The following is a 22,184-nucleotide window of genomic DNA, read 5'->3' as shown; positions in this document are numbered from 1 at the left end:
AGGATCGAACGAAGGCCGTTCTCGCGTCAGGCACTCAGCCGAAAGCGCCAGCAAGTTCGAGGCCATGTTCGACCACAGGCGATAAACGCCAAGCTTAGTCCTAAAAATCCCCAGATCGAATCCAGGTGTTTGCTCGGTTCATAATTGTTCTCGCTGCCGTCGGCCACCACGTACCCACCCTCCGATGGCCAATTTTCTAAGGGTGCGTCCAGTGTCTCGTAATGCTGATGGGGAGGCGTCCTTGCTCCCTCAAAGGCCCGCCACTCATCCCTGTCGGTTCGCATGCTTCGCAGCCTGAACCCAGCCCTCCCGACAGGAAGATATGCGTACCTGCTGCGGCAGGTCACGGCCTGGTGCGCAGCAGCTCGGAGACGCGGCTGGTCTGCCCGAGCCAGGTAGGGCCCGGGCCGAGCGCGCCCGTCACGACGGCACAGCGCCCGCGGTTCGGGCGGAATCCCTGCGGAGCACGGCGTGAACGGGGCCCGGGGTCTGCGAGTGAGCACAGGGCGCGGGGTGATGTCCGCAGGTCACCGATACCCGGAAAACGCGGTGGGCAGGGGTGGTTGGATGGCCGGTGCCAAAGCCGATGGAGGTTCGTTGAGCATGCCGCTCCGCTGTTCGGCGGGAGCGGGCCGGGACGACGGGGAGGTAGCTGGTGAGCGACCGAAGCTCGATCGAGTGGACCGAGGCAACATGGAACCCGACGACAGGCTGCGACCGTGTGTCCTCGGGATGCGACAACTGCTACGCGATGACGCTGGCCAAACGCCTCAAGGTGATGGGGTCGGCGAAGTACCAGAACGACGGGGACCCCAGGACGTCCGGGCCAGGGTTCGGCCTGACCGTACATCCGGACGCGCGCCGCTGCTGGCAAGGGCATCTGGTCCCAGGTCCGTCCCTCCAGCTCGCGTCCCAGTGTTCGCCGCTCGCCAGGATGAGCTTGATGACTACATCGAGGCGCAAGTGCCCCTGGTTGCGCAGTTGTTCCGCGGCTAGGCTGTAGGTCCGAGCAGGACGCCCACGTCTTCGGTGTCGAACATCGCATCCTTCCAAAGGAGTTGAACGTGGCGACCTCGGCGGTGGTGTCGTACGCGCGCATCCACGTTATGCAGACCTGCCGCCCGCGAGCTGTCCGGCATGGCGCCGGACCGGGCAGTGGCCGGACCTCACGGCGGCCATGAGCTGCCCGATGTCGACGGGACGGTCCTCGAACGTGGTGGACAGTCCGCAGTCGCGGTTGTCGAAGCGGATCACGTAGCGGCCACGATCGGCGAGTGCGCGACAGAAGTCCTCGTGCCACGCGATCATCTGGGCGCCGAGCCCCATCACGAGCAGGACTGGCGCGTCGGCGGGGTCACCGAACGTCTCGTAGGCGATGGATACATTGGGTGAGACGTCGACGATCGGCATGTCGGCGTGTCGGCAGTCTCTCAGCATCCTCGGCCGGCGCGCACCGGGATTCTGGGGCTGTCCTCCGGATCTTGCCGTGCTCGCGGACCCCCGCCCGGTCCCCGCGGCTTTCCCGCCGGCGAGGGGGACCGGCCGGCGCGACGAACGGTCCGCCCCGGAGGACGCGGGCCGCCGAGCGTAAAATGTGCAGTGTGAACCCGCGACTGGCCCTGCTCAGTACGGCGGCTTCCGGCACTCCGGAGAGCGAAGTCTTCCGGCTGGCGCTCCAGCACGCCGCTGGGGAGCTGTGCGCCCTGGGGGGAATGATCCACCTCTGTGGTCCCACGTCCGGGTTGTGCCTGGCGTCGGCGGTCGGCCTGCCGTCCGCCCTCACCGGCTCCTGGGAGATCATCGACGAGAAGAGCCCGCTGGCCCCGGCGCGCGCCCTGCGCCGGGGCGCCGCCCTGTGGCTGCCCCCGCTCCCCGCCGAAGCCGCCGACAGCCCGGGGCCAACCACCGGCATGGCCGCCCTGCCGGTGTCCGGCGGCGGACGGATCATGGGCACCCTCACCGTCCTGACGGGAGACCGGAGCGAGCCCACCCCCGAGCAGTGGGACTTCCTGCGGGCCGTCGTCGCATGGGCCGAGGAGCGCATGGCTCGGGCTCCGAAGATGTCGGAATTCGTACCGAAGGATCCCGACGGTGACCGGTCCCGACAGAATGTGCCCGGCCTCAGAGTCGGCTGGTGGGACTGGAACCTCCAGACCGACGAACTGATCTGGGACGCGGCGGTCATGGAGCTCTACGGCAGCAAGTCGGCCGATTTCACCGGCAAGGTCCAGGACTGGATGCACGTCCTCCACCCCGATGACCTGGCACCGACCATGGCGGAAGCGCAGCGGGCGATCCGCGAACACTCCGTGTACGAGGCCGTGTACCGGGTGCGGCGCCTGGACGGCACGTACGGCTGGTCGCGGGCCCGCGGCATGCCGACGTACGACGACAGCGGCCGGCCGCTCCGGATGGTCGGCGTGAGATGGGAGAACAGCGAGTCGCTTTCCGCCCGGGACGCGCTCAGCCGGGCCCTTCGCCAGATGGGCGACGGATTCCTGGCGGTGGACGCCAAGTGGCGCGTCATCTTCACCAACCTGGAGGCGGAGCACGCGATGGGACTCTCCCAGGACGAGACCTTCGGGCGTGTGCTGTGGGATCTGCCCGCCGCACGGCGGATCAAGGGCCTGGAGCGCCGCTGCCGGAAGGCCGCCGCCGAGAAGAAACCCGTCAGTTTTGATGCGCTCATGCCAGATACGGGGCGTCGTTACCGGCTACGGCTCGTACCCGGGCCGGTGGGCTGCGCCCTTTACCTGTCTGACGTCACCGAGAAGCTGCGCATGCAGGAGGAACGCCGGGCGGCCGAGCGGGCCGCGTCCGAGCGAGCCGCCCAGATCATGGAGCTGACCGCGGCGCTCGCCAAGGCGACGACCTCACAGGACGTGGTGGACGCGGTGGCCCGGCGTGTGCTGCCGCCGTTCGACGCCGTCGGGCTGATGGTGCAGGCCATAGAGGGGAACCGGCTCCTCAATGTCGGGTCCGTCGGATACGCGGACGACTTCCTCGATGTCGTGAACGACCGCGTGGCGGCGGGCACCAGCCCGTCCTGGCAGGTGGTCTCGTCCGGGGTACCGGCATTCCTGTCCTCGCGGCAGGAGTACGCCGCGTACGCGCCCGACCACGCCGATCTGCCGGCCATCGCCGACAAGCAGGCGTGGGCCTTCCTGCCGCTGACGGCGTCCGGGCGCACGTTCGGGGTGTGCGTCGTGTCCTTTGACCGTCCCCGTCGGCTCACCGACGACGAGCGTTCGCTGCTGACCACCATCAGCGCCCTCGTCGCGCAGGCCCTTGAGCGGGCCCGGCTCTACGACGCCGAGCGTGTCCGGTCCCGGGAACTCCAGCGCAGCCTGCTTCCCACCGGCCTTCCCGACCTGGCCGCGTGCGTGACCGCCGCCCGTTACCTCCCCGCCGGGCAGGGCATGGACGTGGGCGGCGACTGGTACGACGTCATCCCGCTCTCCAGCGGCCAGGTCGCCCTCGTCGTCGGCGACGTGATGGGCCACGGCCTGCCAGAGGCGGCCGCCATGGGCCGCCTGCGTACGGCCGTACGCACCCTGGCCGACCTCGAACTGCCCCCCGACGAGATCATGGGGCACCTCAACGACATCGTCGGCGAGATGGGCGACGAGTCCTACGTGACCTGCCTGTACGCGCTCTACGACTCCACCACCCAGGTCTGCTCGATCACCCACGCCGGACACCCGCCCCCGGCCCTGGTGTATCCCGACGGCACCGTGCGGTTCCCGGAACTGGGCGCGGATCCGCCGCTCGGCGCGGCCGAGCCGCCGTTCGAAACGGTCGAGCTGACCGTGCCCGAAGGCACTCTGGTCGTGCTCTACACCGACGGCCTCGTCGAGTCGGCGAAGCGCGACATCGACACGGGTATGGCGGACCTGGCCCGGCTCCTGCGCACTGCCCACGCGGACGGCGGCGACGCGGATCTGGAGCGCCTCTGCGACACACTGACGGCCGGGCTGCTTCCCGCCGAGCACCAAGCGGCCGACGACGCGGCCGTTCTCGTGGCCCGCCTCCACGCCCTCAACGCGGACAGGATGGCCTCCTGGCCGCTCACCGAGGAACCGAAGGCGGCCAGCCTGGCCCGCCGCTATGTCCGTGAGCAGCTCTCCGTCTGGGGCCTGGACGACCTGACATCCACCACGGAACTGCTGGCCAGCGAACTGGTGGGCAACGTCGTACGCCACGCCAAGGGCCCGGTCAGCCTCCGGCTGCTGCACGGCGCCGAGCTGATCTGCGAGGTCTTCGACGGCAGCCTCACGATGCCCCGCATGCGCCGTGCCGCGGACACCGACGAAGGCGGTCGCGGGCTGCAGCTGATCACTGCGCTTTCGCAACGCTGGGGCAGCCGCTACACGGCGAAGGGAAAATGCATCTGGACCGAGCAGGCCCTGCACGGGCTCGACGGCCGCGGCAACCAGTCGTCCGATGCCCTGGAGCTGATGTTGCTGAGCACCGGCGGGTTCGACGGGACGGAGGGACTCGACGTGGACCTGAACGCGCCTTCCTCGGGGGAGGGGGAGCGCTGACGGCCTGGCGCACGGCCGAGCGGAACGCGCGACCGGCCCGCCGGCCGGCACCTCCTGTCAGTCGGCGGGCATCTCGCCGGGGCGGACCACTGGACCCGCCCGAACGGTCTTCACGGCAAGTACCGGGTCGAGAGGTTCCACGAGTTCCTTGGTGGCGACGGCCACGAGGCGCGTCGGCGCGTCACCGTCCAACAGTGCCTTCAGATACGCGATGGCCTCCGCGGGCGAGAGTACGGACAGTCTCCGGCGCAGTGTCCGCACGGCGTGCACGCGCCCGCGCGCGGCGGCCACTTCCCGCAACTCGTCGTGGAGTTCGTCCACTGCGGTGTACACCGGCAGCCCGCGAATCCGGGCCCGGTAGTCGGCTTCCCACGCTCCGGACGCCGAGGAGATGACGCCGATGTGGTGCAGTGCCCCGTCGACCCGGTCGACGAGGTACGGTCCGTTGCCGATCAGCATGGACGACCAGTCCCGGGTGCGTGCGAACTCCTCGGACTGCCAGGAGACGATCCACACCAGCTCGTGCTCCTCGACGTGAACCACAACCCTCCGCTTGGCGGCCGCGTCCACGGCCCGCCACTCCTGGTAGTCCCGCTCCAACTGCTCTTCGACGGCCCGAACGGCGGCCTCTCGCTCGATCACACGTGCAGCATCCCGTGCGGATCCCCCTCCCGGCCGGCGAATTCGGACGGCGAGGAGCCACGCACGAGACGGGGAGGGGGCACCCACGAGATCACACAGACCTCAGAAGCCGCATTTCGCCCACCAGGCCGACGAGGACACGAGTTAACCTCCCCGGTGCGCCCCAGCACCCCGCCCGGCGCGGCACGAAGCCGCGCTGGGGCGCACCGAAGCTGATGACGGCGGCCAACCGGACGGTGCCCGACGTGCACATCCGCGCCCCGCACGTCCTGGCGCCCGCGCCCATGAACGCCCACCCCGCCGCGCCGAGGGATCAGGTCCCCACAGAGGATGAGGTGCCCCCGACCGTCGCCTCGGCGGTGGCCTTGACGTGCTCGTTACGGACGCGGATCAGCCGCGGCATGTACCTGTCGAGCATGACGGCCTCGGCGAGGGTTCCCAGCAGGCCGAGCGGGGCCGCGAAGTCGATCACATCGCGCATCAGAGTGCTGACGTACTCATCGCGCTCGAAGTGGTGCGCATGGTGCCACTGCTTGAACGGACCAGACACCTGTTCGTCAACGAAGTAGCCCGGGGGGTCGAAGGCGCTGATGCAGGGGGTCATCTGCCAGCGCAGGCCGAAGTGCCTGGCCTGCCAGGTGACGGTGTCACCCAGGGGCATGCGGCCGGCGGTAACGCCCTCGACGGCCCGTTCACCGGATCCGGCCATCGAACTGGTGTGGACATCAACGTCCAGTGACACATCGAAGACGCGCTGCGGGGCTGCCGCGATGTGAGTGCTGATTTCGAAGTGCGTCATTCCGCGACCCTAAGGCGTGTCCGTAATGTCAGTCGGGGAGCCGTAGTCGCAGGCCGGCGAGGGTGACCAGGGCTTTGTAGTGGCGGGCTCGTTTGTCGTAGCGGGTGGGTGCGCCACGAGGCGCCATGGAATCGAGTGAGGTGAGAGACCTTCACCACCGGGTCGTCGTAGCAATCCGGTTGAAGCTGGGGGCAGTTCGGTTCGGGGGATGCCGAGCCGGGCGGTAAGCAGCCCCGACAACGCCGGGACGGGTTGGCACTGCCAGACAACCCGGGTCCGGCTAGCGAGACAGGAAGGTGCACGCGAGAAATCAGTGCTTGACGCCCCGTAATTACGACACCGGCTCGAACCTGGCGGATCTGGGCCGGACGCAGTGCACGACCACCAGCGCTCGCCGGTGGTCGACTCCGAAGCCGATTCCACGTATCGGTGGGGAGGCCACGCCGAAAGCCTGCGGCGTAAGCGTGGCGATGCTGCCGGGGTAGAGCTGGGCACCTCACCCGTCGATCGATTCCGTGGTGAACGTGGGAACTGCCCGCGGTCGCCCTATATCGGACATCCAGTCCGATCGGGGGCAGGCCCATCGCCGGCTGATGGCCGTCGGGCAGGACGGAGGCTCCGTAGTACTCGGAGGCCGGGAAAGCCGGCCACATGGGGAAGGGGGCCAGCAAGTCAGCAGTAAGGAGACTGGAATGCCAGGAGGCTGTCGCCGGTGAATACCGACGAGCTGGAATGGGCCTTGCTGAAGGCCGAACGCCGGGTACTGGAGATCCAGACCAAGCTGCACCGTTGGGCTGCCGATGATTCTCATCGCAGGTTCGACGACCTGTTCAACCTCGTGGCCGATCCCGCCTTCCTATTGGTGGCGTGGGACCGTGTCCGGGGAAACAAGGGTGCCCGCACGGCCGGAGTGGACGGGAAGACCGCCCGCTCCATCGAATCCGGGCAGGGAGTCGAGGTGTTTCTCGACAAGCTGCGGACCCAGCTCAGAGACCGCACCTTCCATCCGGTTCCCGTCCGCGAGCGGATGATTCCCAAGGCGAATGGTAAGCTTCGTCGTCTCGGGATCCCGACCGTGGCGGACCGAGTGGTCCAGGCGTCCTTGAAACTGGTGCTGGAGCCGGTATTCGAAGCGGATTTCCTCCCGTGTTCCTACGGTTTCCGCCCGAACCGCCGAGCCCACGATGCGATCGCTGAGACTCGCTACCTCGCCAGCCACGGATACGAGTGGGTGGTGGAGGGCGACATCACGGCGTGCTTCGACGAGATCTCGCACCCGGCTCTCATGGAACGGGTGCGGAATCGAATCGGGGACAAGCCGGTGTTGTCCTTGGTGAAGGCGTTCTTGAAGTCCGGGATCCTGTCCCGTGACGGAGCCTTCACGGACACACGCACCGGGACCCCGCAGGGCGGGATCCTGTCGCCGCTGCTTGCCAACATCGCACTCTCGGTCCTGGACGAGCACATCGCCCAGGGCCTCGGAGGCCCAGATAGTACCTCCGAGGATCGGCGCAGGAGACGGCGCCGAGGATTGCCCAACTACCGGCTGGTCCGGTATGCGGACGACTTTCTCGTACTCGTCTTCGGGCACCGTGAACATGCCGAGGATCTACGCGACGAGGTCGCAGAGGCATTGAAGCCAATGGGCCTTCGCCTGTCGGTGGAGAAGGCAAAGATTACGCACATTGACGAGGGCCTTGATTTTCTCGGATGGCGCATCCAGCGTCACCGGAAACTTGGCACTGATCGGCAGTACATCTACACCTACCCGGCACGGAAATCAGTGCGTTCCGTCACCGGGAAGGTGAAGGAACTGGCCGGACGGCAGAACGTCGGCTTGTCGCTGGATTCCTTGCTCCATCGACTGAACTCGGTGTTGCGAGGATGGTGCGCGTATTTCCGTCCCGGAGTTTCGAACGTCGCTTTCTGTTACCTCAGCCACTACACGTGGATGAGGGTGGCACGATGGATCCGACGCAAGCACCCCGGGATCACTTGGAAACAGCTCAGCCGACGCTATTACGGCGGTGGCTGGTGGCCTGTCACGGAGGAAGCGGAACTGTTCAACCCGGCAAAGGTAAGTACGACCAGATACCGATACCGGGGAACACTCATCCCGACCCCGTGGTCCACTACGGCATGAGGAACTGAACATCCCGAAACGGGATTTGTGGAGAGCCCGGTGCCCGGAGACGGGCACGCCGGGTTCGGGAGGCGGCTCGGGGAAACCCACTGGTGGAGACACCAGCAGGGCGCCCCGAGTCGACCTCACCGAGGGCCTTGTTCTGCTTGAGCTTGTTGAAGCAGCATTCGACGACGTTGCGGCGCCGGTAGGCCGTGCGGTCGAGGCGGCAGAGGGTCTCGTCGCGTCGTCGGCGTCCGCTGATCTGGTCGACGCGTTCGGGGATGGTGCGGGCGATGCCGCGTCTGCGCAGGTAGGCGCGGATCGTGCGGGACGAGTAGCCCTTGTCGCCGGCCACCCGGTCGGGCTGGGTGCGGGGCCGCCCGGGCCCGCTCCGCTTGATCGCGATGCGGGCCATGACCGGCTCGAACTGCGTGCAGTCGTTGACGTTTCCGTCCGTGATCGTGAACGCGAGCGGCCGGCCCCGCCCGTCGCAGGCGAGGTGGATCTCCGTGCTCGGCCCGCCGCGGGACCGGCCGAGCGCCTCACCCTTCCAGAGCCCCCTTTCCGGGCCCCGGCCGCGTGCTGACGGGCCAGCACGACCGTCGAGTCGACGCACACGATCGACCGGTCGACCTCGCCGATCGCATCGGAGTGCTGCTGGACGTGACCCAGGAGCCGGTCCCAGGTCCCGTCCGCCGACCAGCGCCGGAACCGTTCGTAGACTGTCTTCCACGGCCCATACCGTTCCGGCAGGTCCCACCAGGCCACGCCTGTGGACAGCTTCCACAGGATCCCGTCGAGGACCTGCCGCCGGTCCCGCACCGGCCGCCCCATCCGAGGCGGAGCCGGCAACAGCCCGATCACCGCCCAGGCATGATCAGTCACTTCATGACGACACACCACGAACGGGCTAACGACCAACCGGCATTGCAGACACGCCCTAGCTCTGACGGGGACAGTTGGGGGCACCTCAGGCTCGGCGCGTAGGGAAGGACGGATTCTGCCGACCGCAGGAACATCTCGACAGACCCTCTTTCGGCGTCGTCGCGTGTCCCGCACGCCCGGCAGGCTTTCCTCGGCATCTCGGCGATTTCCTACTACTGCGGTGGTGAGCCGGTGCGGGCGACTGACCTCTCCTGCCAGGGAACCTGCTCACGGCCAGGGCCAACTGTCCGCAGTCATCGACTTCGCCACGCTGCGCGCCGCCGACCCGGCCGGCGACCTGCTGGCCGCGTGGTACGCATTCACCGGCGAGTCACGGCGGGTGTTCCGCAACGAACTCGGTGTCGATGACGACACCTGGGCTCGCGGGCGAGGCTGGGCCCCTTCCCTTCAGATGATCGCAATCCCGTACTACCGGAAGCGAAACCCTGACGCGGTGCGCGGACCGTCACGAGTCATCGCCGATACCCTGGCCGACTTCGCCGCCGAAGGCGAGGACCCCGACACGGGGCACCGCGACTGGAATACGTCCTCCGGCGGAGCCGACGGTGGGGGACGAAGACCGCATGGCTGGGAAGTTACGTGATCGTCGACAGTCGCTCAGTATCGAGCAGCAGGCGGCCCTTCACAGCCCTGAGATACCGGCCCGCTGCGCCTGCAGCTCCGAGCGGACGAGTTCTAGGAGGCGGCCTGCCCAGTTGCGGCCGCGTCCGGCGTTGTCCCCCCAGAAAGCCGAGTCAGCGTCGTCGTAGATCATGGTGGCGTCGTTCGTGGTCAGCAGGATCTCGGCCAGGTCGGGGTGCTGGTCGTACTTCGCGCGCAGGAGGCTCGCCATCACCGCGGTACGGGCATGCTGCCAGCCCTCACGCTGTGCTGCCGCGGCCGCGGACTTGCGTGCGGCGGCATGAGTATCTGCCGTGACGATCGCGGTCCGGGCCTCGGGCTCAGCGACTGACAGGGCCCAGTAGGCGTGGGCGACAGACGGGTAGCTGACCCCGCCGACGACGACCGGGGCCGGGTAGTCGTTGCGCAGGCCCCGCCATCCCGGGGCATCGACCGGTTTGCTCGGATACGAGTGGTACAGCTTGATCGCCGGAGCGAAGGAGGCCACTGGTCCGTCTGCCGGTACGCGCGTGGCCCGTTCGGTGGCCCATCGCGCCCGTTCCTCAAAGTAGGCGATGGCCCTGTCGTATTCCTCCTGCATGATCGGTCCATCGGCCGGGATGTACGTCTCGCTGCCGGGTCCCGCCACCAGCACCCGCAGCGGCCAGTCTTTGCTATCCATGTCGCCCAGTGCGTAACGGCGCTGCGAGAGCGGGATGGCCAGGAAGGCGTTGCGGGCTGCGGTGCGGTTCTCCTCGGTCCGGTCGGCGAGGAAGGTGTCGACGGCGGCCAGGCATCGGCCCGTCGAATCCGGGCGCCCGTTGAGCTGGTCGATGGTGTCCCGTATCTCGGCGACCAGCAGGTCGGGGGTGAGGTAGTTATGGGGCTCGCTGAAGGTCCAGCTGGCCAGTTCGAACGCGGATGCCTTGGCGCCGTCCGGCAGGGTGGTGGCAACCCAGCCGCTGCGGAGCTTGTCCTGGAACTCCTCGAGGGTGACCAGTTCCCAGCAGTCGATGAGCCCGTCGGCGTAGATGAACAGGTCGGTGAGGAAGTGCGTGCCACCGTTGCGGATGAAGGCGTGGCGCCAGGTGCCGGGTATGTGAACGCCGTCCGCAGTGCGATGAGTGGTCTTGTTACCGATCATCCGGCGATTGTGTCGCACCCGCCGCTGCGCGGTCGGGGAATTTCCGCACGGTCGAAGTCCCTCACCCGATTGCTTGACGAGTCGTGGGCAGCGCCTCGGTCATCGGCAGGGGCCAGGGGTGCTGGCCGAGAGGAACGATGCACGTCTCTGTCGTGGAGCCGGTCAACTCGCGGAGCACGGATTCGGTGGCAATGACGCCTGCAGGCAATACATCCCCTCATTCTCGCCTGGCCGCTGATCGCGGCGCGATGCCGGGTATGCCGAGGTCGACCGGCGCGACCGTGGCGAGCTGGCGGGTCTGGTCTCGCTTCTGGCGCAGGAAGGACAGGGTGAGGTCGATTCCTTCGATCTCACCGAGCCACCCCTCTGCTTCGGCCCGGGCCCGGCGGGTCAGAAGGTCGTCCTCGATCTCGTCGAGGCGGGGCAGCATCTTCGGATTGATGTTGATCATGGGACATCTCAGACAAGCATCCGCTGCCCGATGCTCCACGTCAATCCCAAGATGCTCGCCCGGCTCTCCGAGCTGGAAGCCGACCTCCTGCAACGCAGGACGCAGGCCGAGGCCGAAGGTTGGATCGGTGAGATCGAGGGCATCGACCTCACCCTCACCTTCCTCCGCGCGAAGCGCGACGAGACCCCAACGACGAGCCTGGCGACCGGCTGTCCGCCTCGGCATCCCCGCACGCCGCCGTCCGCAGGAGTCCGAATGACGTCCCCAGACCGATGCCTCGAAGCAACGAGCTGTCACCGAAGGATGACGCTCACACCCCGTTCCTCGAAGATCTCCAGGAGGAGGTCGAACATCACAAGCTCGCGATCACCAGCGGGCACGCGTTCCGCCAACCGCGTCCGCGCCTCGGCAGAGAAGTCCCAGCGAAGTATCCACCGGGTCCATTGAAGGTGTCCCGGTCAACGATCTGTCGGCCGTCCAAGGTGAACACCTGGCCTGCAGGCGCATCGGACTTCCCCTGGCGTTGGTACTCCCGGGACCACAGGGCCACCGACAGCCACGCGTGTCGGTCCTTGGGTGCGGGTTCGTGCCACATTCCGGTGTGGTTCAGGTGACTGGTGCGGACCAGCTCCCACGGTTGTTCCGCTCCGGGCAGGGCGTTCTCGCACCAGAGCGTCACCGTGGGGTCGACGAGGCCGGCACCACTGGCGGAGGGCTTGACATCGATGACGGTGACCTCGTTGACGAAGTAGGACCCCATGGTGGCACCGTCACCGTCGAGGAGCTCGAACCAGGCGTTCCCCGCCACGGCACGACGACTGCCGACGTGGTCAACGCACCTCAGTAGGCCACCCTGCGGGAGGCAACCCGCGAGATGCACTCGGCGAGCTCCTTCCTCATCCGGCAGCGGCGTGAACAAACCCTCGGCCTCGTGAGCGAAGCCCCAGAAGTCGCTGTCGTCCTCGTCCGAGGTCAGCGAGTACTTCTGCCCCTCGCTGCTCCGCCCTGATGTTCGCATCGCACCCGAGGTTGGCGTTCGGCCAGTGCGATGATGATGCCCGCCGTGCCGCGGAGACAGCAGAGCAGATGACTGTCCTCGAACCGGGCGATCTCACCGGCGAGTTCGGCGCCGTGCGGGCGCAGGCGGGCAACGGTGTTTCGATGTCGTCGACGGCGGATCGGTGGAAGCACTTCGTGTACATGGCCTGCTTGGCCCCGCGATGGGGGTGTTTCTTGTCCGGAGGAGTGTGGGGTGTCCTCGTGGTGAAACACAGGATCTGCCGAGCGATCGGGACAGGCCCGGTCGAGGTGGCTGCGTCCGAGCGGTATCCGCGGTCGGGGGACACCTGAAATCCGCGGGCCCTGCCCGGCCCCGTACCTGGTGACGGCGTCGGACGTCTCCTTCGGCCACCTGGCCCGGGGAGGGGACATCGGAGCCATCGGGGCGGGCTCCAGGCACGCGGAGGTCGCGTGAGTGATTACGGCCTCCATGACGGACCGCCGGCTGGCCCTGAGGAGGCGCGACGATTTCACTGCGGGGTTCCAGATCTTGCCGGGCGCCTGTGCGGCGGGGGACGTTCCTGCCACCCTGGAAGCCAGGGGGATGCCGCTTCCCGGCCGGCCCTGAGAGTCCGGATGGGATCGAGGGGGTAACTGATGACAGGCTTCCTGGTGGACTTACCGGCGTTCTGGGCCTTTGCGGTCGTCTGGGTCAGTGCTTTCGCGACGTTCATGGCGTACTCGTTCGTCCGCCTCCGCTGTGTGCTCCGGCGTGACCGGCAGGCCATCGGTCGTTTCTTCGACACCGGGGCGGCCAGGCCCGTGCTCGCCATGTACCACCTTGAGGGGGAGCGGGCGGCGACGCAGGCAGGGATCCTGCTGTTGTCACCCGGGCACCGTTCCTCCCGTGGTCGGCGCCGAAGGGTGCGGGAAGCGCGACCGGAATCGCACCCTCTGCTGGCGGAACTCCGAACAGCCGTTCGTGATGCCGGAGGGAGCGGTTCTGTGGAGGAGGTGATGGCATCACCCCGCTTCCCGGCCTTCAGCGTACAGCTGCGACGGACAGCGCGGCGCAACCTTCCCGCGCGTCGGACATGTGGTGTGCGCGGTGAGAGGGCAGCGTGGGCGGTGGTGTTCGGTCTGTTCGCCGTCGTCGCCTACGGCATCGGGTTCTACGTTCGTCAGCCGGGAGCGGACGGGCGCTGGTTCGTGATCGCCCTGGCCGTGCATGTGCCGGCGGCGGTCTGGCTCGTGATCGCGGATTCGAGGACGAGACAGAAGCAGTGGCCCGAGTTCGAGGCGTTGTGTGAGCGCTGCGTCGTCCAGGCGCAGGTCCGTGTCCAGGGGCCGGAGCGGGCTGCCGGTACGGACCCTTCCCGTGCCTCTGACTGGGCCAACGACGGCGGTGTCGGCGCGTCCAGCTCGTGCGGTGGCGGCTGTGGCGGCGGGACATGAGCCGGCCACCGCGTACCCTCGGTAACTGACCGGCCCGTCGGCGCTTCCGGAAGCAGCCGATGCTGCGGAACTGGCCGGATGTGCCCAAGGATGTCGCCCACCTCGCCTGGGACTTGGGCTGCTGGTATCCAGATCCCCCTCACCCGCTCACTGGGTGCACGAGTGGCTCAGCAGCGAAGGCCGGCATGCCGCGCACTGAGATTGGCCGAGGCGGGATCGCTGCTCGCTCCAGCGTTCGTACAGCCACCTTGTGTGGCGGCAGAGGTGGGCGACGGCTCCAAGGTCCTGACGTTCATGTCGGGAAATCGGCGTCAGGACCGGAGTACGGATCATCATGACGTCGGCGACGGATCCGGCTTCCTGTCCCGCCCACCTCGCCGCCTACGCCGGCCTCGCTCCCCCAACCCGCAGCTCGGGCTCGTCCATCCGAGGCGAACAACCGTCCCGACACGGAAGCAAGCAACTCATACGCGCTTTCTTCCTCTCCGCGCTTCGCAGCCCTGGCCGACCCGGCTTCCCGCACCTACTGCGACAAGAAGATGGCTCAGGTGTCGGCGTACGGAGTCAGATCCCCAGTTGCGTACACTTCTTCGTCCCCACCTGTCAGGCCACGTCGGTCTCGCGCTCGATGGCCCGGAGGCGGTTCTTGGCGATCCCCACGAGCAGCGCAGGCATCCGCTGGTCGGCTTCGATGAACTCGGCAGTCGCTTCGGTGTCGTCAGCCTCCACAGCCCGGAGTAGTTGTCGGAAGAGCCGACTGGACGTCATCCCCGACTCCCGGCTTACGGCGCCAAGCTGCGCTGGAGCGCGCCGAAGCTGATTGCCTAGGCTCAAAGGCTCAAGGAGCCGCCGGAACTCGTCACGTGAGGGGTTCTTCCGTTGAGCCGGGTGTTCGATGCTCAGCTCTGTGTGCGGAGAGACATGAAGTAATCGTCAATCTCCATGATTTCCATATCGGTCAGGAAGGGTGCGTGCCATTCCGTCTTTGTGCCGTGTTCCATGAATTCGGCAGGAAGGAGTGTGCCGTAGGTATCCACGTACTCAGCGGTATCGCGACGCCAGTAGTAGGTGCCGTCGCTGTGAAGTGCGGACCCACCCATTACGGAGAATTCCTGACCTATGACGTCCTCTGTGTATCCCATGAGGGCGATGACCATGGGTACCGTTCTTAAATATTCCGCACGTGTGCGCGTTCGTCTACGGGCACCTGGCCGGAGAGCTTTTTGATCTCCTCCGCGTTGCGGCTGAAACGGGACTGTCCAGAGAGGGTGCCGAACAACCCGAGGGGGATGACTTGGTGCATGGGATGTCCTCCCTGTCGGGCTGCTGGCGCATTGGATGTGATCACATTAGCTTATGAGGGTGCGCGCGGGGCCAGGTAGCCGGGCGCACCCTCGGACTGCTTCTGGGCTAAAGCCTGTCTCCTTGAACGGCTATGGGCGCCGTTCCTGGCGATAGGCGGGGTGCTCGGCGTATGACTGGGCAAGGAACCGAAGGCCGGGGATGTGCCGCCGATTCGGATATTCGAGAGAGTGGGAAAATTTATTCTCTCGACAATCGCAGGGCTGTATGCTTTCCGTGAGGCTGGTAAGGAATTCGATTCAGGAGGGCGGTGTCCGGGGGGATGGAGAGGCTATGAAGGGGGATAAGTTTTCATCTAGGAATGACGGTGTGTTAATCAGGGTGAGAGGGTGATAGTGGTGGGCCTCGTCGATCGACTTGATGGTGTTGAAACTCGCGATGATTTGGTCAGGTTCCTGGGGGAGGCTATTGCGGATCTCTCAGAGGGAGGGTCGAGTTGGGAAAATACGTCGCTCGAAGATTTCCTGGAGGCCCTGGCTGGCTGGTTGCAAGACATGCCAGGAGTATTCGCTAATCGAAGTGAGCCAGTGCCGGAACAGCCTGACTGGAAACTGGTGGCGCGCATGATCATGGCGGCCAGGACGTATGAGTGACCTGATGCGTCGAGGTTTCCCCGGTTGTCCTGAAGAGCGCCATGTGCGCGCGATATGGGCAACCCGGATATGGAAACTCCAACCACTCACTACCAGCACTCTGTTACTGATCGTTTCAGGACGAAGCGCTTGGACAGAAGCGTCGGCTCTTGCGGCTCGTATAGGCTGGCCGGTCTCATTCGACGCACCGCGACAAGGATCGGCCCATGCACAACAGCACCAGGATTCGCCTGATCGAGCCCGCTGACGCCGCCCCGATAGCCGCGCATCGGGTGCGGGACTTCGAGGCTTTCCAGCTGTGGGAACCGGCGCAGCCGGCCGACTTCTTCACACCGGAGGGCCAGGCGGAGCGCATCGACAGGCTGCTGGCCGGATACCTGGCCGGCACGGTCTGGCCGGGCGTGGTGCTCGCCGACGACCAGGTGATCGGGCAGGTCACCGTCGGAGGCATCCTGCCGCAGCCGCACCTGCGCCGCGGCACCGTCGGATACTGGATCGCCAGCATCGCCCAGAATCAAGGACACGCCGGGCACGCCGTCGGGCTTGCACTCCGGGTGATGACGGACGAACTCGGGTTGCACCGCGCCGAGGCATCCACCAATCTGGAGAATCTGCCGTCGCAGCGGGTGCTGCGCCGCAACGGGTTCAGCCCGTACGGCGTCGCGCACTCCTCGATCTTCCTCGACGGGAGCTGGCGGGACGGGCTGCTGTGGGAGCGGATCCTGGGCGACTGACTGATCGTTGTGGAAATCAGTTATATGAGCCGGCGACAGCCGAGCCCCAGCCCTAGACGTAGCATCCCGCTCCCGGCTTGCCGGCCGGGCCGTCGGGTGTTTTACCGTGCGGCGCGCACGTACTTGCGTCGGGTGATGACCAGGGCCTGCCAGCGGTTGCGGTTTCTTGTTCGCTGTCGAGCCAGCGGGCCGGTGAGGGGGACGGGGAGGAGGAGGCCACCCATGAAGTGGGTGATTTCGGTGTAGTAGGCGGAGTGGGTGCGTTCGCGCAGCGGGCGATGGTGGTGGCCAGTGCGGCGCGGTTGTTCTGGACGGCGTGGTGGAAGCACAGGGCGAGGTCGAGAGTCACTTCCGCGGAGGCGAGGCCGACGGCACGGATGCGGGTGCGGAGCTGGCGGGCGCGCTCCTCCACACTGCTGGTTGGTTCCGGCGTCGCGGATGAGGGCGGCGATCTCGGTGGTGAGGGTGGTGGCGCGCTCGCCGAGTCCGGTGAGCAGCTGCTGGGCGAGTTCGAGTTCGTCGTCGGCGCGGGCGGGGTCGGTGAAGGCAAGGACGAAGGCGCGCTGGGCCTGGGCGGTGGCCCGTTTGCCGGGGACGCCGTGCTGTTCGGCTTCGACGCGGGTCTGTTGGTATGCGGCGGCCGCGCGGGTCATGTCGGCCTGGACCCATCACACGTCTCTCAGGACGCGGTGCCGGCGGCCTTCCCAGCCGAGGGACCGGGCGGTTTCGAGGGCGGTGGGGAAGTCGCCGGCGAGGCGGGCCAGGTGCGCGAGGCCGCGGCGCGCGGCGGGTGCGAGACGGCCTCCGCCGTCGGCGACCAGTTGCATGCCGCGGCGGGATGCGTCGCTGCGTCCGAGGTCGCGCTGGGCTTTGGCCTGGTAGTAGACGGCCATCTCGTGGAGCTCGGCGGGCAGCAGCCGGGTGTCGATGACGGCGGTGAGCCGGTCGACGGTGCGTTCGCGGTGCTCGTGCTGGCGGCGGCCAAGCGCGCTGAGCGTTTCCACCAGGGCGTCGGTCGGCATCTCCACTCCCATCACGGTGGTGCCCGCGGTGTCTATGGCGTTCGGAGGGGCGGGGGTGGTCCGGGCGGGCGGGGCGAGGGGGCCCACACGGAGTCGCCGATGTAGGTCCAGGTGGCGTCGGTGAGCCAGCCGACGTCGAGGCGGAAGTCGCGGGCGAGGGCCAGGCCCTGGCGCAGGCCGCCGACAAGCAGCAGCCGGCCCGGCATGCTGCTTGAGCCGCTGGTGCTCCACTGGTCTCCGAGCGCGGTGAAGGCGCGTACGACGGCGTCGTGCCAGTCGCGTGGTGACCAGCGGTCGTCGGTGCGGTCGTCAGCGGTACGGATCGTGGAGCGGATCAGGGCGTGCAGGTGGAAGGGCCACAGGCCGAACGGGTTCTCCCGTACGAAGGGCCGCTCCAGCAGCCGCAGACCGTGCTTCGCAGTCCGTGCCCGCTGGCCTGTGCGGCGAGGGGCAGGTCGAAGGCGTCCAGCAGGCTGACGGAGCGCAGGACGTCGCGTTCGTCCGGGGTGAGGCCGCTGAGGGTACGGGCGATCAGTGCGGGGAAGTCGACGTCGAAGTCCGTCGGCTCGGGGGTGCGGGTGCGACGGATTTCCAGGAAGAGCATCACTGCCAGGTCGAGGTGGAGCGGCAGCCCGTGGGACCGAGCGGTGATCACGGCGCGCAGCGGCTCCTCGATGAGGGGCTGTCCGTCGCGGGTGAGCTGGCGGGCGAGGTAGTCCTCGCAGTCTTCCTGGCTGAAGTCACCGATCAGGACCTGGCGCCCGTCCGCCGTACGGCCCCCGTGCCCGGTGGACCCGGCCGGCACGGTGGGGCGGGGGTGGGGGAGGCTCGGGGTGTCCAGGCCGGGCCAGGCCGGCGGGCCGGTCCAGTCGAGCTGGCTCTGAATGCTCTCGTCGGCCCAGGGAAGGCGGCTGCGGCTGGTGATGACGAAGAACGCGTTCGGCATCAGCCACACCACACGCTGAACAAGCCGCTCCAGATCGCGGCGGGTACGGTCACCGGTGTCCTCGAAGGTGTCCAGCAGCACCACCGGCACCACCCGCTTCCCCGCCGGAAGCCGGGCAAGCTCCCAGGCCAGAAGGTGCGGGTAGTAGGAGAGAGCGTCGACGTCGGGATCGGCCTGGAGGAGGTCAGCCAGCCGCGCACCTGGCCAGCGCCCGCACCGACTGGCGGCGCTCGCGCAGCGCCCCGATCAGCGAGCCGGTCGCCTCATCGAGGACGGAGCCGACCGTGCCGGGCAGCAGCGCCGCCGCGACGTCGGCGAGGGCGGACTGCATCTGCTGCGGCAGCGCCTGCCCGAACCGCCCCGCCAGACCACCGCGCCGTAGGTACTCCTCCAGCGGTTCGCCGGGGTGCTGGTGCTCCCAGTAGCGGCGCAGCGCGATGTCGAAGGCGGGCAGCGGCCGGCTCGGGCGGGCGGCGAGCGCGAGGCGGATCGTAAGGATCACCCGTTCGAAGTCGGTGCCGGCCGACCGCGCGAGATCGATCCGTACGGGCAAGACCGCGGGGCTGTCGGGACAGGCCGGTTCGCCCCACTGGGCGGGGCGCTGCTCCGTACTGGCCAGGGCGGCCTCCAGCTTGCGGGACAGGGTCGTCTTCCGATCCCGCCCACACCGTGGAAGACGAGCATGTTACGGCAGGGCGCCTTGAGGTCTTCGACGTCGAAACCCGGACCGGCGATACGGCGCAGGTGCTCGGTGAGCGTCTGCCACTGGTCCTGCCGGTTGGTGAACGCCTCGTCAGCACCCATCCGCTGGTCGTTCGAGCTGAACAGCGCCCGCAGATCCCGGCCCGCACCCGTCACAGCAAACCCCCTGGTGATCACGTTGAACCCCTCAACCTACGCGTGGCCGGAGCTCTGTGAAGAAGCATCCCCTCGAAAGGATGCTCGAGCATAGATGTTTGTCCGGGCCCTCCCCGGGGACTCCATTGTGTGGACGGTCACGTAAGCCCCTGACGCTGTCGGGGATCTTGGTCGAGCATTCCTTTGGGGGGAGATCATCGGGCTGAGCGCCTGTGACCGTCGTGAGACTCGGTAGCTGTTCGGGCCCAGCTCCGCATACGTTCGGCCGCATGGCTGACGACTGCTTCGCACATCCGAGACTCGCCGCTATCTATGACCCGCTCGACCCCGACCGCAGCGACCTCGATCCATACCTGCAGATGGCAGAAGAGTTCGAGGCGCAACGAGTACTGGACATCGGCTGCGGCACAGGGGTGTTCGCGCTCCTCTTGGCCGGCTGCGGGATCGAGGTCGTCGGTGTGGATCCTGCCCAGGCATCCATCGACGTCGCCCGGACCAAGCCGGGAAGTGAACGCGTCCGCTGGCTCTGCGGCGACGCGACATGCCTCCCAACGCTGCAGGTTGACCTCGCGACGATGACAGCGAACGTTGCCCAGGCCATCACTGATCCACATGCATGGCAGAACACGCTACGAGGAGCCTACGAAGCACTGCGGCCCGGTGGGCATCTGGTCTTCGAAACGCGTGATCCGGCCAGACGCGCCTGGGAAGAGTGGACCCGAGAGAAGTCCTACCGCGTGGCCGAGATCCCAGGCGTCGGCTCCGTCGAGAGCTGGGTTCAACTCATTGAGCTGAGTGAGCCTTTGGTGACGTTCCGCTGGACGTACAGGTTCGCAGCGGACGGACAGGTGCTGACGTCGGATTCGACGCTGCGCTTCCGCGAGCGGGACGAAGTCGAGAGGGACTTGGACGCGCACGGATACGTGGTGGATGGCGTTCGCGATGCGCACGACCGCCCGGGAAAGGAGTTCGTCTTCCTGGCGCGACGCCCCCGATCGACGACCGGTTGACCTCACCACCAAGCCTTCTCCGTTCGCATCCCGAACTGGGCAAACGCGCGCAGGCGGCTCGGAGTCAGGCGCTGAGCGGACGGGCCCAGCGAGCGTGCTGTGCCGGGGGGAAAACTCGCTGGTCGGTCGTCGCACCGGTCTGAGGCAAGGTGGTGCCCACCGCGCACCGCGGTGTCCTCGGGTCGGGAAGAACACCCCTCAACCTGCGTTTACCGCCGAGCACGGCAATCATCTGGCGATCCAACGCCGCAGCCTCCAGCAGACGGCAAACGGACTCACGAACATGGCGATCAACCACAGGCTCACCGAAGCCGGAGAAACCAGGTAGTACTCCCACCGCGCCGGCAACAGCGCGGGAAAGGCGATCATCGCGCACAGAAGCAGCCAAGTGCCCACGACGGCAAGCACGACCTTGGACATGATTACAACGAGACGCACGGGCCATCCCCCTTGGCGCCATGGTCCCAGACACTCGCGACGGCGAGTCACGGCGGGTGTTCCGGGGCGGTGTCGATGACGACACCCGGGCTCGCGGGCGAGGCTGGGCCCCTTCCCATCAGCTGATCGCGATCCCGTACTACTGGATGCGGAACCCTGACGCGGTGCGCGGACCGTCGCGAGTGATCGCCGATACCCTGGCCGACTTCGCCGCCGAAGGCTAGGACCCACCACCGGCGTTTGCCGGTCCGATTCCCCGCGGCGGACAACGCCCCTGTCCTGCTCCGACACTGAGGCGGCTCCCCGTGCACGACCATCCCGACGCCCCCGGATCCCTGCGCCCCGAGGAAGGAGAGCACGGCGCTGGCCACGACGTGGCATTGCAGAACGTGCGGGCGGTCATGAGCTGGTACCGGCAGGATATCCACCGCGAACGGCAAGCTGCCCGGACGGCCGGGCCCCGGCTGGAGGAGCTGACGGCCGCCCTGCGGGAGTGCGTCGCGGACCAGCGGGCCGTCGAACAGGCCGGGCACGAGCAAGCCGGCCGGATCGCCGCCCTCTACCAGGCCCGCTACGCCGCGCTCCCCCAGGAATAGCCCCCGGCCCGGCCGCGGGGGACGGGCAACAGCATCCCAGAGACGGTCCCCAGGAAGATCGGCCGCGGCCGAAGGCGGGCGGGCATCAGCGGAAGAGCCTGCGCGGCGATCTTCCGCAACTCCGCACGGTACTGCGGCAAAGCCGCCATCAGCTCCCGGTGCACGGAGAGGAACACGCCGGCCTCCCGGAAGGTGTAGGGCCGGTGGCGCTCCACGGCGAGCGCGAGGGCCGCCCACGCCCGCCCCTTTTTTACCTGCCCTCGGCGTCACGCTCGTTGCGGAACAGGGGGTGGAAGTCCCGCCGCAGCACCATCAGCAACATAGCCGTCGCTGCCTCCGCGCTCCGCACCACCTCGAACAGCGCCCGGCCCAGGCCGTGATCACCGGGTTCGGCCCGTTTGCCGCCCGGCGGCTCCTTCTGGGCTTGGCCGTGCCGCCGGGCACCGGCCGCGTGCTGATGGGCCCGGCAGATCGTGGTGTCGACGTTCACCTCCCAGGTGATCAAACCAGCGGCATCCGCCCGGACCTGCAGCCCGGTCAGGACCACTGACCGGACACCATCTCGCTGCCAGCGACGGAAGAGCCCGTAGACCGTCTGCCAAGGGCTCACTCGGGCGGCAGATCCCGCCACGGAGCACCGGTGCGCACCCGCCGACGAATCCCGTCGATCAACCGCCGCCGCCCACCGACGGCCTGCCCAACCCGCAACCGGCAACAACGCCCCCAGCACCGCCCACTGTTCATCTGACTCTCCTCGCCCCACACCGAGATCATCACGGCACGAAGCGAGACACGGACCCAGTTCTAAAACACGGCCTAGGTGAGGCGGGTGGGCCCGGTTTGGAGTCGGCGTCGGTAGAGTGCCGCCGTGCCGTATTTGCCGATGCCGCTCCAACTGGAGACTGTTCGGCTGAGCTTGCG

23 protein-coding genes and 5 pseudogenes are annotated in these 22,184 nt (G+C 67.6%); 11 read left to right on the top strand and 17 right to left on the bottom strand.

What is annotated here, in order from left to right:
• Positions 1-655: 655 nt before the first annotated feature.
• A pseudogene (locus tag ACFTZC_RS41110) lies at positions 656-859 on the top strand (DUF5131 family protein); the annotation flags it as partial.
• A gap of 290 nt (positions 860-1,149) precedes the next feature.
• Here ACFTZC_RS41110 and ACFTZC_RS41105 read toward each other — a convergent pair.
• Positions 1,150-1,410 (bottom strand): annotated as a pseudogene (locus ACFTZC_RS41105) (alpha/beta fold hydrolase); the annotation flags it as partial.
• A 191-nt stretch (positions 1,411-1,601) separates the two neighbouring features.
• On the opposite strand from ACFTZC_RS41105, the gene ACFTZC_RS41100 reads away from it, so the two are divergent.
• On the top strand, positions 1,602-4,544 hold the full coding sequence (locus ACFTZC_RS41100; RefSeq protein ID WP_382899141.1) for a SpoIIE family protein phosphatase: 2,943 nt from the start codon (positions 1,602-1,604) through the stop codon (positions 4,542-4,544).
• 57 nt (positions 4,545-4,601) lie between these two features.
• Here ACFTZC_RS41100 and ACFTZC_RS41095 read toward each other — a convergent pair whose 3' ends face one another.
• Both ACFTZC_RS41095 and ACFTZC_RS41090 read right to left on the bottom strand, forming a co-directional pair.
• Positions 4,602-5,186, bottom strand: a complete 585-nt coding sequence (locus tag ACFTZC_RS41095) for a YrhB domain-containing protein (RefSeq protein WP_382899139.1) — start codon at positions 5,184-5,186, stop codon at positions 4,602-4,604.
• A 313-nt stretch (positions 5,187-5,499) separates the two neighbouring features.
• Complete coding sequence (locus ACFTZC_RS41090) at positions 5,500-5,985, bottom strand: cyclase (protein ID WP_382899137.1); 486 nt, start codon at positions 5,983-5,985, stop codon at positions 5,500-5,502.
• 712 nt (positions 5,986-6,697) lie between these two features.
• Between ACFTZC_RS41090 and ltrA the strand changes: the two genes are divergently transcribed.
• Entirely contained in the window at positions 6,698-8,128 is a 1,431-nt protein-coding gene (gene ltrA, locus ACFTZC_RS41085) for a group II intron reverse transcriptase/maturase (protein ID WP_382899135.1), read from the top strand.
• Between the two features lie 130 nt (positions 8,129-8,258).
• Here ltrA and ACFTZC_RS41080 read toward each other — a convergent pair.
• Positions 8,259-9,031, bottom strand: a pseudogene (locus ACFTZC_RS41080) (IS5 family transposase); the annotation flags it as partial.
• Between the two features lie 187 nt (positions 9,032-9,218).
• Between ACFTZC_RS41080 and ACFTZC_RS41075 the strand changes: the two are divergent.
• Complete coding sequence (locus ACFTZC_RS41075) at positions 9,219-9,638, top strand: hypothetical protein (RefSeq protein ID WP_382899133.1); 420 nt, start codon at positions 9,219-9,221, stop codon at positions 9,636-9,638.
• Positions 9,639-9,677: 39 nt separating this feature from the next.
• Here ACFTZC_RS41075 and ACFTZC_RS41070 read toward each other — a convergent pair whose 3' ends face one another.
• From ACFTZC_RS41070 to ACFTZC_RS41055, 4 genes and pseudogenes are all read right to left on the bottom strand, one after another.
• On the bottom strand, positions 9,678-10,799 hold the full coding sequence (locus ACFTZC_RS41070; RefSeq protein WP_382899131.1) for an NADAR family protein: 1,122 nt from the start codon (positions 10,797-10,799) through the stop codon (positions 9,678-9,680).
• Between the two features lie 217 nt (positions 10,800-11,016).
• Positions 11,017-11,475, bottom strand: a complete 459-nt coding sequence (locus ACFTZC_RS41065) for a hypothetical protein (protein ID WP_382899129.1) — start codon at positions 11,473-11,475, stop codon at positions 11,017-11,019.
• Between the two features lie 127 nt (positions 11,476-11,602).
• Entirely contained in the window at positions 11,603-12,010 is a 408-nt protein-coding gene (locus ACFTZC_RS41060) for a hypothetical protein (RefSeq protein WP_382899127.1), read from the bottom strand.
• 212 nt (positions 12,011-12,222) lie between these two features.
• Positions 12,223-12,425, bottom strand: a pseudogene (locus tag ACFTZC_RS41055) (hypothetical protein); the annotation flags it as partial.
• A 481-nt stretch (positions 12,426-12,906) separates the two neighbouring features.
• On the opposite strand from ACFTZC_RS41055, the gene ACFTZC_RS41050 reads away from it, so the two are divergent.
• Both ACFTZC_RS41050 and ACFTZC_RS41045 read left to right on the top strand, forming a co-directional pair.
• Positions 12,907-13,704 carry a hypothetical protein gene (locus ACFTZC_RS41050; RefSeq protein WP_382899125.1) on the top strand — a complete coding sequence of 266 codons (798 nt, stop codon included), beginning with the start codon at positions 12,907-12,909 and terminating at the stop codon, positions 13,702-13,704.
• Positions 13,705-14,008: 304 nt separating this feature from the next.
• Positions 14,009-14,252 (top strand): annotated as a pseudogene (locus tag ACFTZC_RS41045) (transposase); the annotation flags it as partial.
• A 55-nt stretch (positions 14,253-14,307) separates the two neighbouring features.
• Here the strand turns inward: ACFTZC_RS41045 and ACFTZC_RS41040 are convergent.
• Entirely contained in the window at positions 14,308-14,433 is a 126-nt protein-coding gene (locus ACFTZC_RS41040) for a hypothetical protein (RefSeq protein ID WP_382899123.1), read from the bottom strand.
• Positions 14,434-14,603: 170 nt separating this feature from the next.
• Complete coding sequence (locus tag ACFTZC_RS41035; protein ID WP_382899122.1) at positions 14,604-14,861, bottom strand: hypothetical protein; 258 nt, start codon at positions 14,859-14,861, stop codon at positions 14,604-14,606.
• Positions 14,862-15,404: 543 nt separating this feature from the next.
• Here ACFTZC_RS41035 and ACFTZC_RS41030 point away from each other — a divergent pair.
• Both ACFTZC_RS41030 and ACFTZC_RS41025 read left to right on the top strand, forming a co-directional pair.
• Positions 15,405-15,659 carry a hypothetical protein gene (locus tag ACFTZC_RS41030; protein ID WP_382899120.1) on the top strand — a complete coding sequence of 85 codons (255 nt, stop codon included), beginning with the start codon at positions 15,405-15,407 and terminating at the stop codon, positions 15,657-15,659.
• 206 nt (positions 15,660-15,865) lie between these two features.
• Positions 15,866-16,393, top strand: coding sequence for a GNAT family N-acetyltransferase (locus ACFTZC_RS41025; protein WP_382899118.1), 528 nt, complete (start codon positions 15,866-15,868; stop codon positions 16,391-16,393).
• A gap of 101 nt (positions 16,394-16,494) precedes the next feature.
• Here the strand turns inward: ACFTZC_RS41025 and ACFTZC_RS41020 are convergent, their stop codons facing one another.
• The 5 genes from ACFTZC_RS41020 to ACFTZC_RS41000 all read right to left on the bottom strand — a co-directional run bounded on the left by ACFTZC_RS41020 (position 16,495) and on the right by ACFTZC_RS41000 (position 18,914).
• A complete protein-coding gene (locus ACFTZC_RS41020; protein ID WP_382899116.1) occupies positions 16,495-17,046 on the bottom strand; it encodes a hypothetical protein in 552 nt (183 codons plus the stop codon).
• Between the two features lie 15 nt (positions 17,047-17,061).
• On the bottom strand, positions 17,062-17,421 hold the full coding sequence (locus ACFTZC_RS41015; RefSeq protein ID WP_382899114.1) for a hypothetical protein: 360 nt from the start codon (positions 17,419-17,421) through the stop codon (positions 17,062-17,064).
• Between the two features lie 26 nt (positions 17,422-17,447).
• Complete coding sequence (locus ACFTZC_RS41010) at positions 17,448-17,621, bottom strand: hypothetical protein (RefSeq protein WP_382899113.1); 174 nt, start codon at positions 17,619-17,621, stop codon at positions 17,448-17,450.
• A gap of 128 nt (positions 17,622-17,749) precedes the next feature.
• Positions 17,750-18,451 carry a hypothetical protein gene (locus ACFTZC_RS41005; RefSeq protein ID WP_382899111.1) on the bottom strand — a complete coding sequence of 234 codons (702 nt, stop codon included), beginning with the start codon at positions 18,449-18,451 and terminating at the stop codon, positions 17,750-17,752.
• Positions 18,452-18,545: 94 nt separating this feature from the next.
• Positions 18,546-18,914 carry a hypothetical protein gene (locus ACFTZC_RS41000; RefSeq protein ID WP_382899109.1) on the bottom strand — a complete coding sequence of 123 codons (369 nt, stop codon included), beginning with the start codon at positions 18,912-18,914 and terminating at the stop codon, positions 18,546-18,548.
• Between the two features lie 116 nt (positions 18,915-19,030).
• Between ACFTZC_RS41000 and ACFTZC_RS40995 the strand changes: the two genes are divergently transcribed.
• Both ACFTZC_RS40995 and ACFTZC_RS40990 read left to right on the top strand, forming a co-directional pair.
• Positions 19,031-19,279 (top strand): hypothetical protein, encoded by a 249-nt coding sequence (locus ACFTZC_RS40995; protein ID WP_382899107.1) that lies wholly within the window; start codon positions 19,031-19,033, stop codon positions 19,277-19,279.
• 209 nt (positions 19,280-19,488) lie between these two features.
• Positions 19,489-20,229 (top strand): class I SAM-dependent methyltransferase, encoded by a 741-nt coding sequence (locus ACFTZC_RS40990; RefSeq protein ID WP_382899105.1) that lies wholly within the window; start codon positions 19,489-19,491, stop codon positions 20,227-20,229.
• A gap of 228 nt (positions 20,230-20,457) precedes the next feature.
• Here the strand turns inward: ACFTZC_RS40990 and ACFTZC_RS40985 are convergent, their stop codons facing one another.
• Positions 20,458-20,649 (bottom strand): hypothetical protein, encoded by a 192-nt coding sequence (locus ACFTZC_RS40985; RefSeq protein WP_382899103.1) that lies wholly within the window; start codon positions 20,647-20,649, stop codon positions 20,458-20,460.
• A 323-nt stretch (positions 20,650-20,972) separates the two neighbouring features.
• Between ACFTZC_RS40985 and ACFTZC_RS40980 the strand changes: the two genes are divergently transcribed.
• Positions 20,973-21,263, top strand: a complete 291-nt coding sequence (locus tag ACFTZC_RS40980) for a hypothetical protein (RefSeq protein WP_382899101.1) — start codon at positions 20,973-20,975, stop codon at positions 21,261-21,263.
• A 250-nt stretch (positions 21,264-21,513) separates the two neighbouring features.
• Here ACFTZC_RS40980 and ACFTZC_RS40975 read toward each other — a convergent pair whose 3' ends face one another.
• A complete protein-coding gene (locus ACFTZC_RS40975) occupies positions 21,514-21,768 on the bottom strand; it encodes a hypothetical protein (RefSeq protein ID WP_382899099.1) in 255 nt (84 codons plus the stop codon).
• Positions 21,769-22,184 lie beyond the last annotated feature (416 nt).

The sequence above is a fragment of the Streptomyces sp. NPDC056987 genome (assembly GCF_042673865.1).
In the GTDB taxonomy this organism is placed as follows: Bacteria; Actinomycetota; Actinomycetes; order Streptomycetales; family Streptomycetaceae; genus Streptomyces.
The sequence above is the reverse complement of the archived record's forward strand: the minus strand, read 5'-3'. Positions and strand labels throughout refer to the sequence as shown.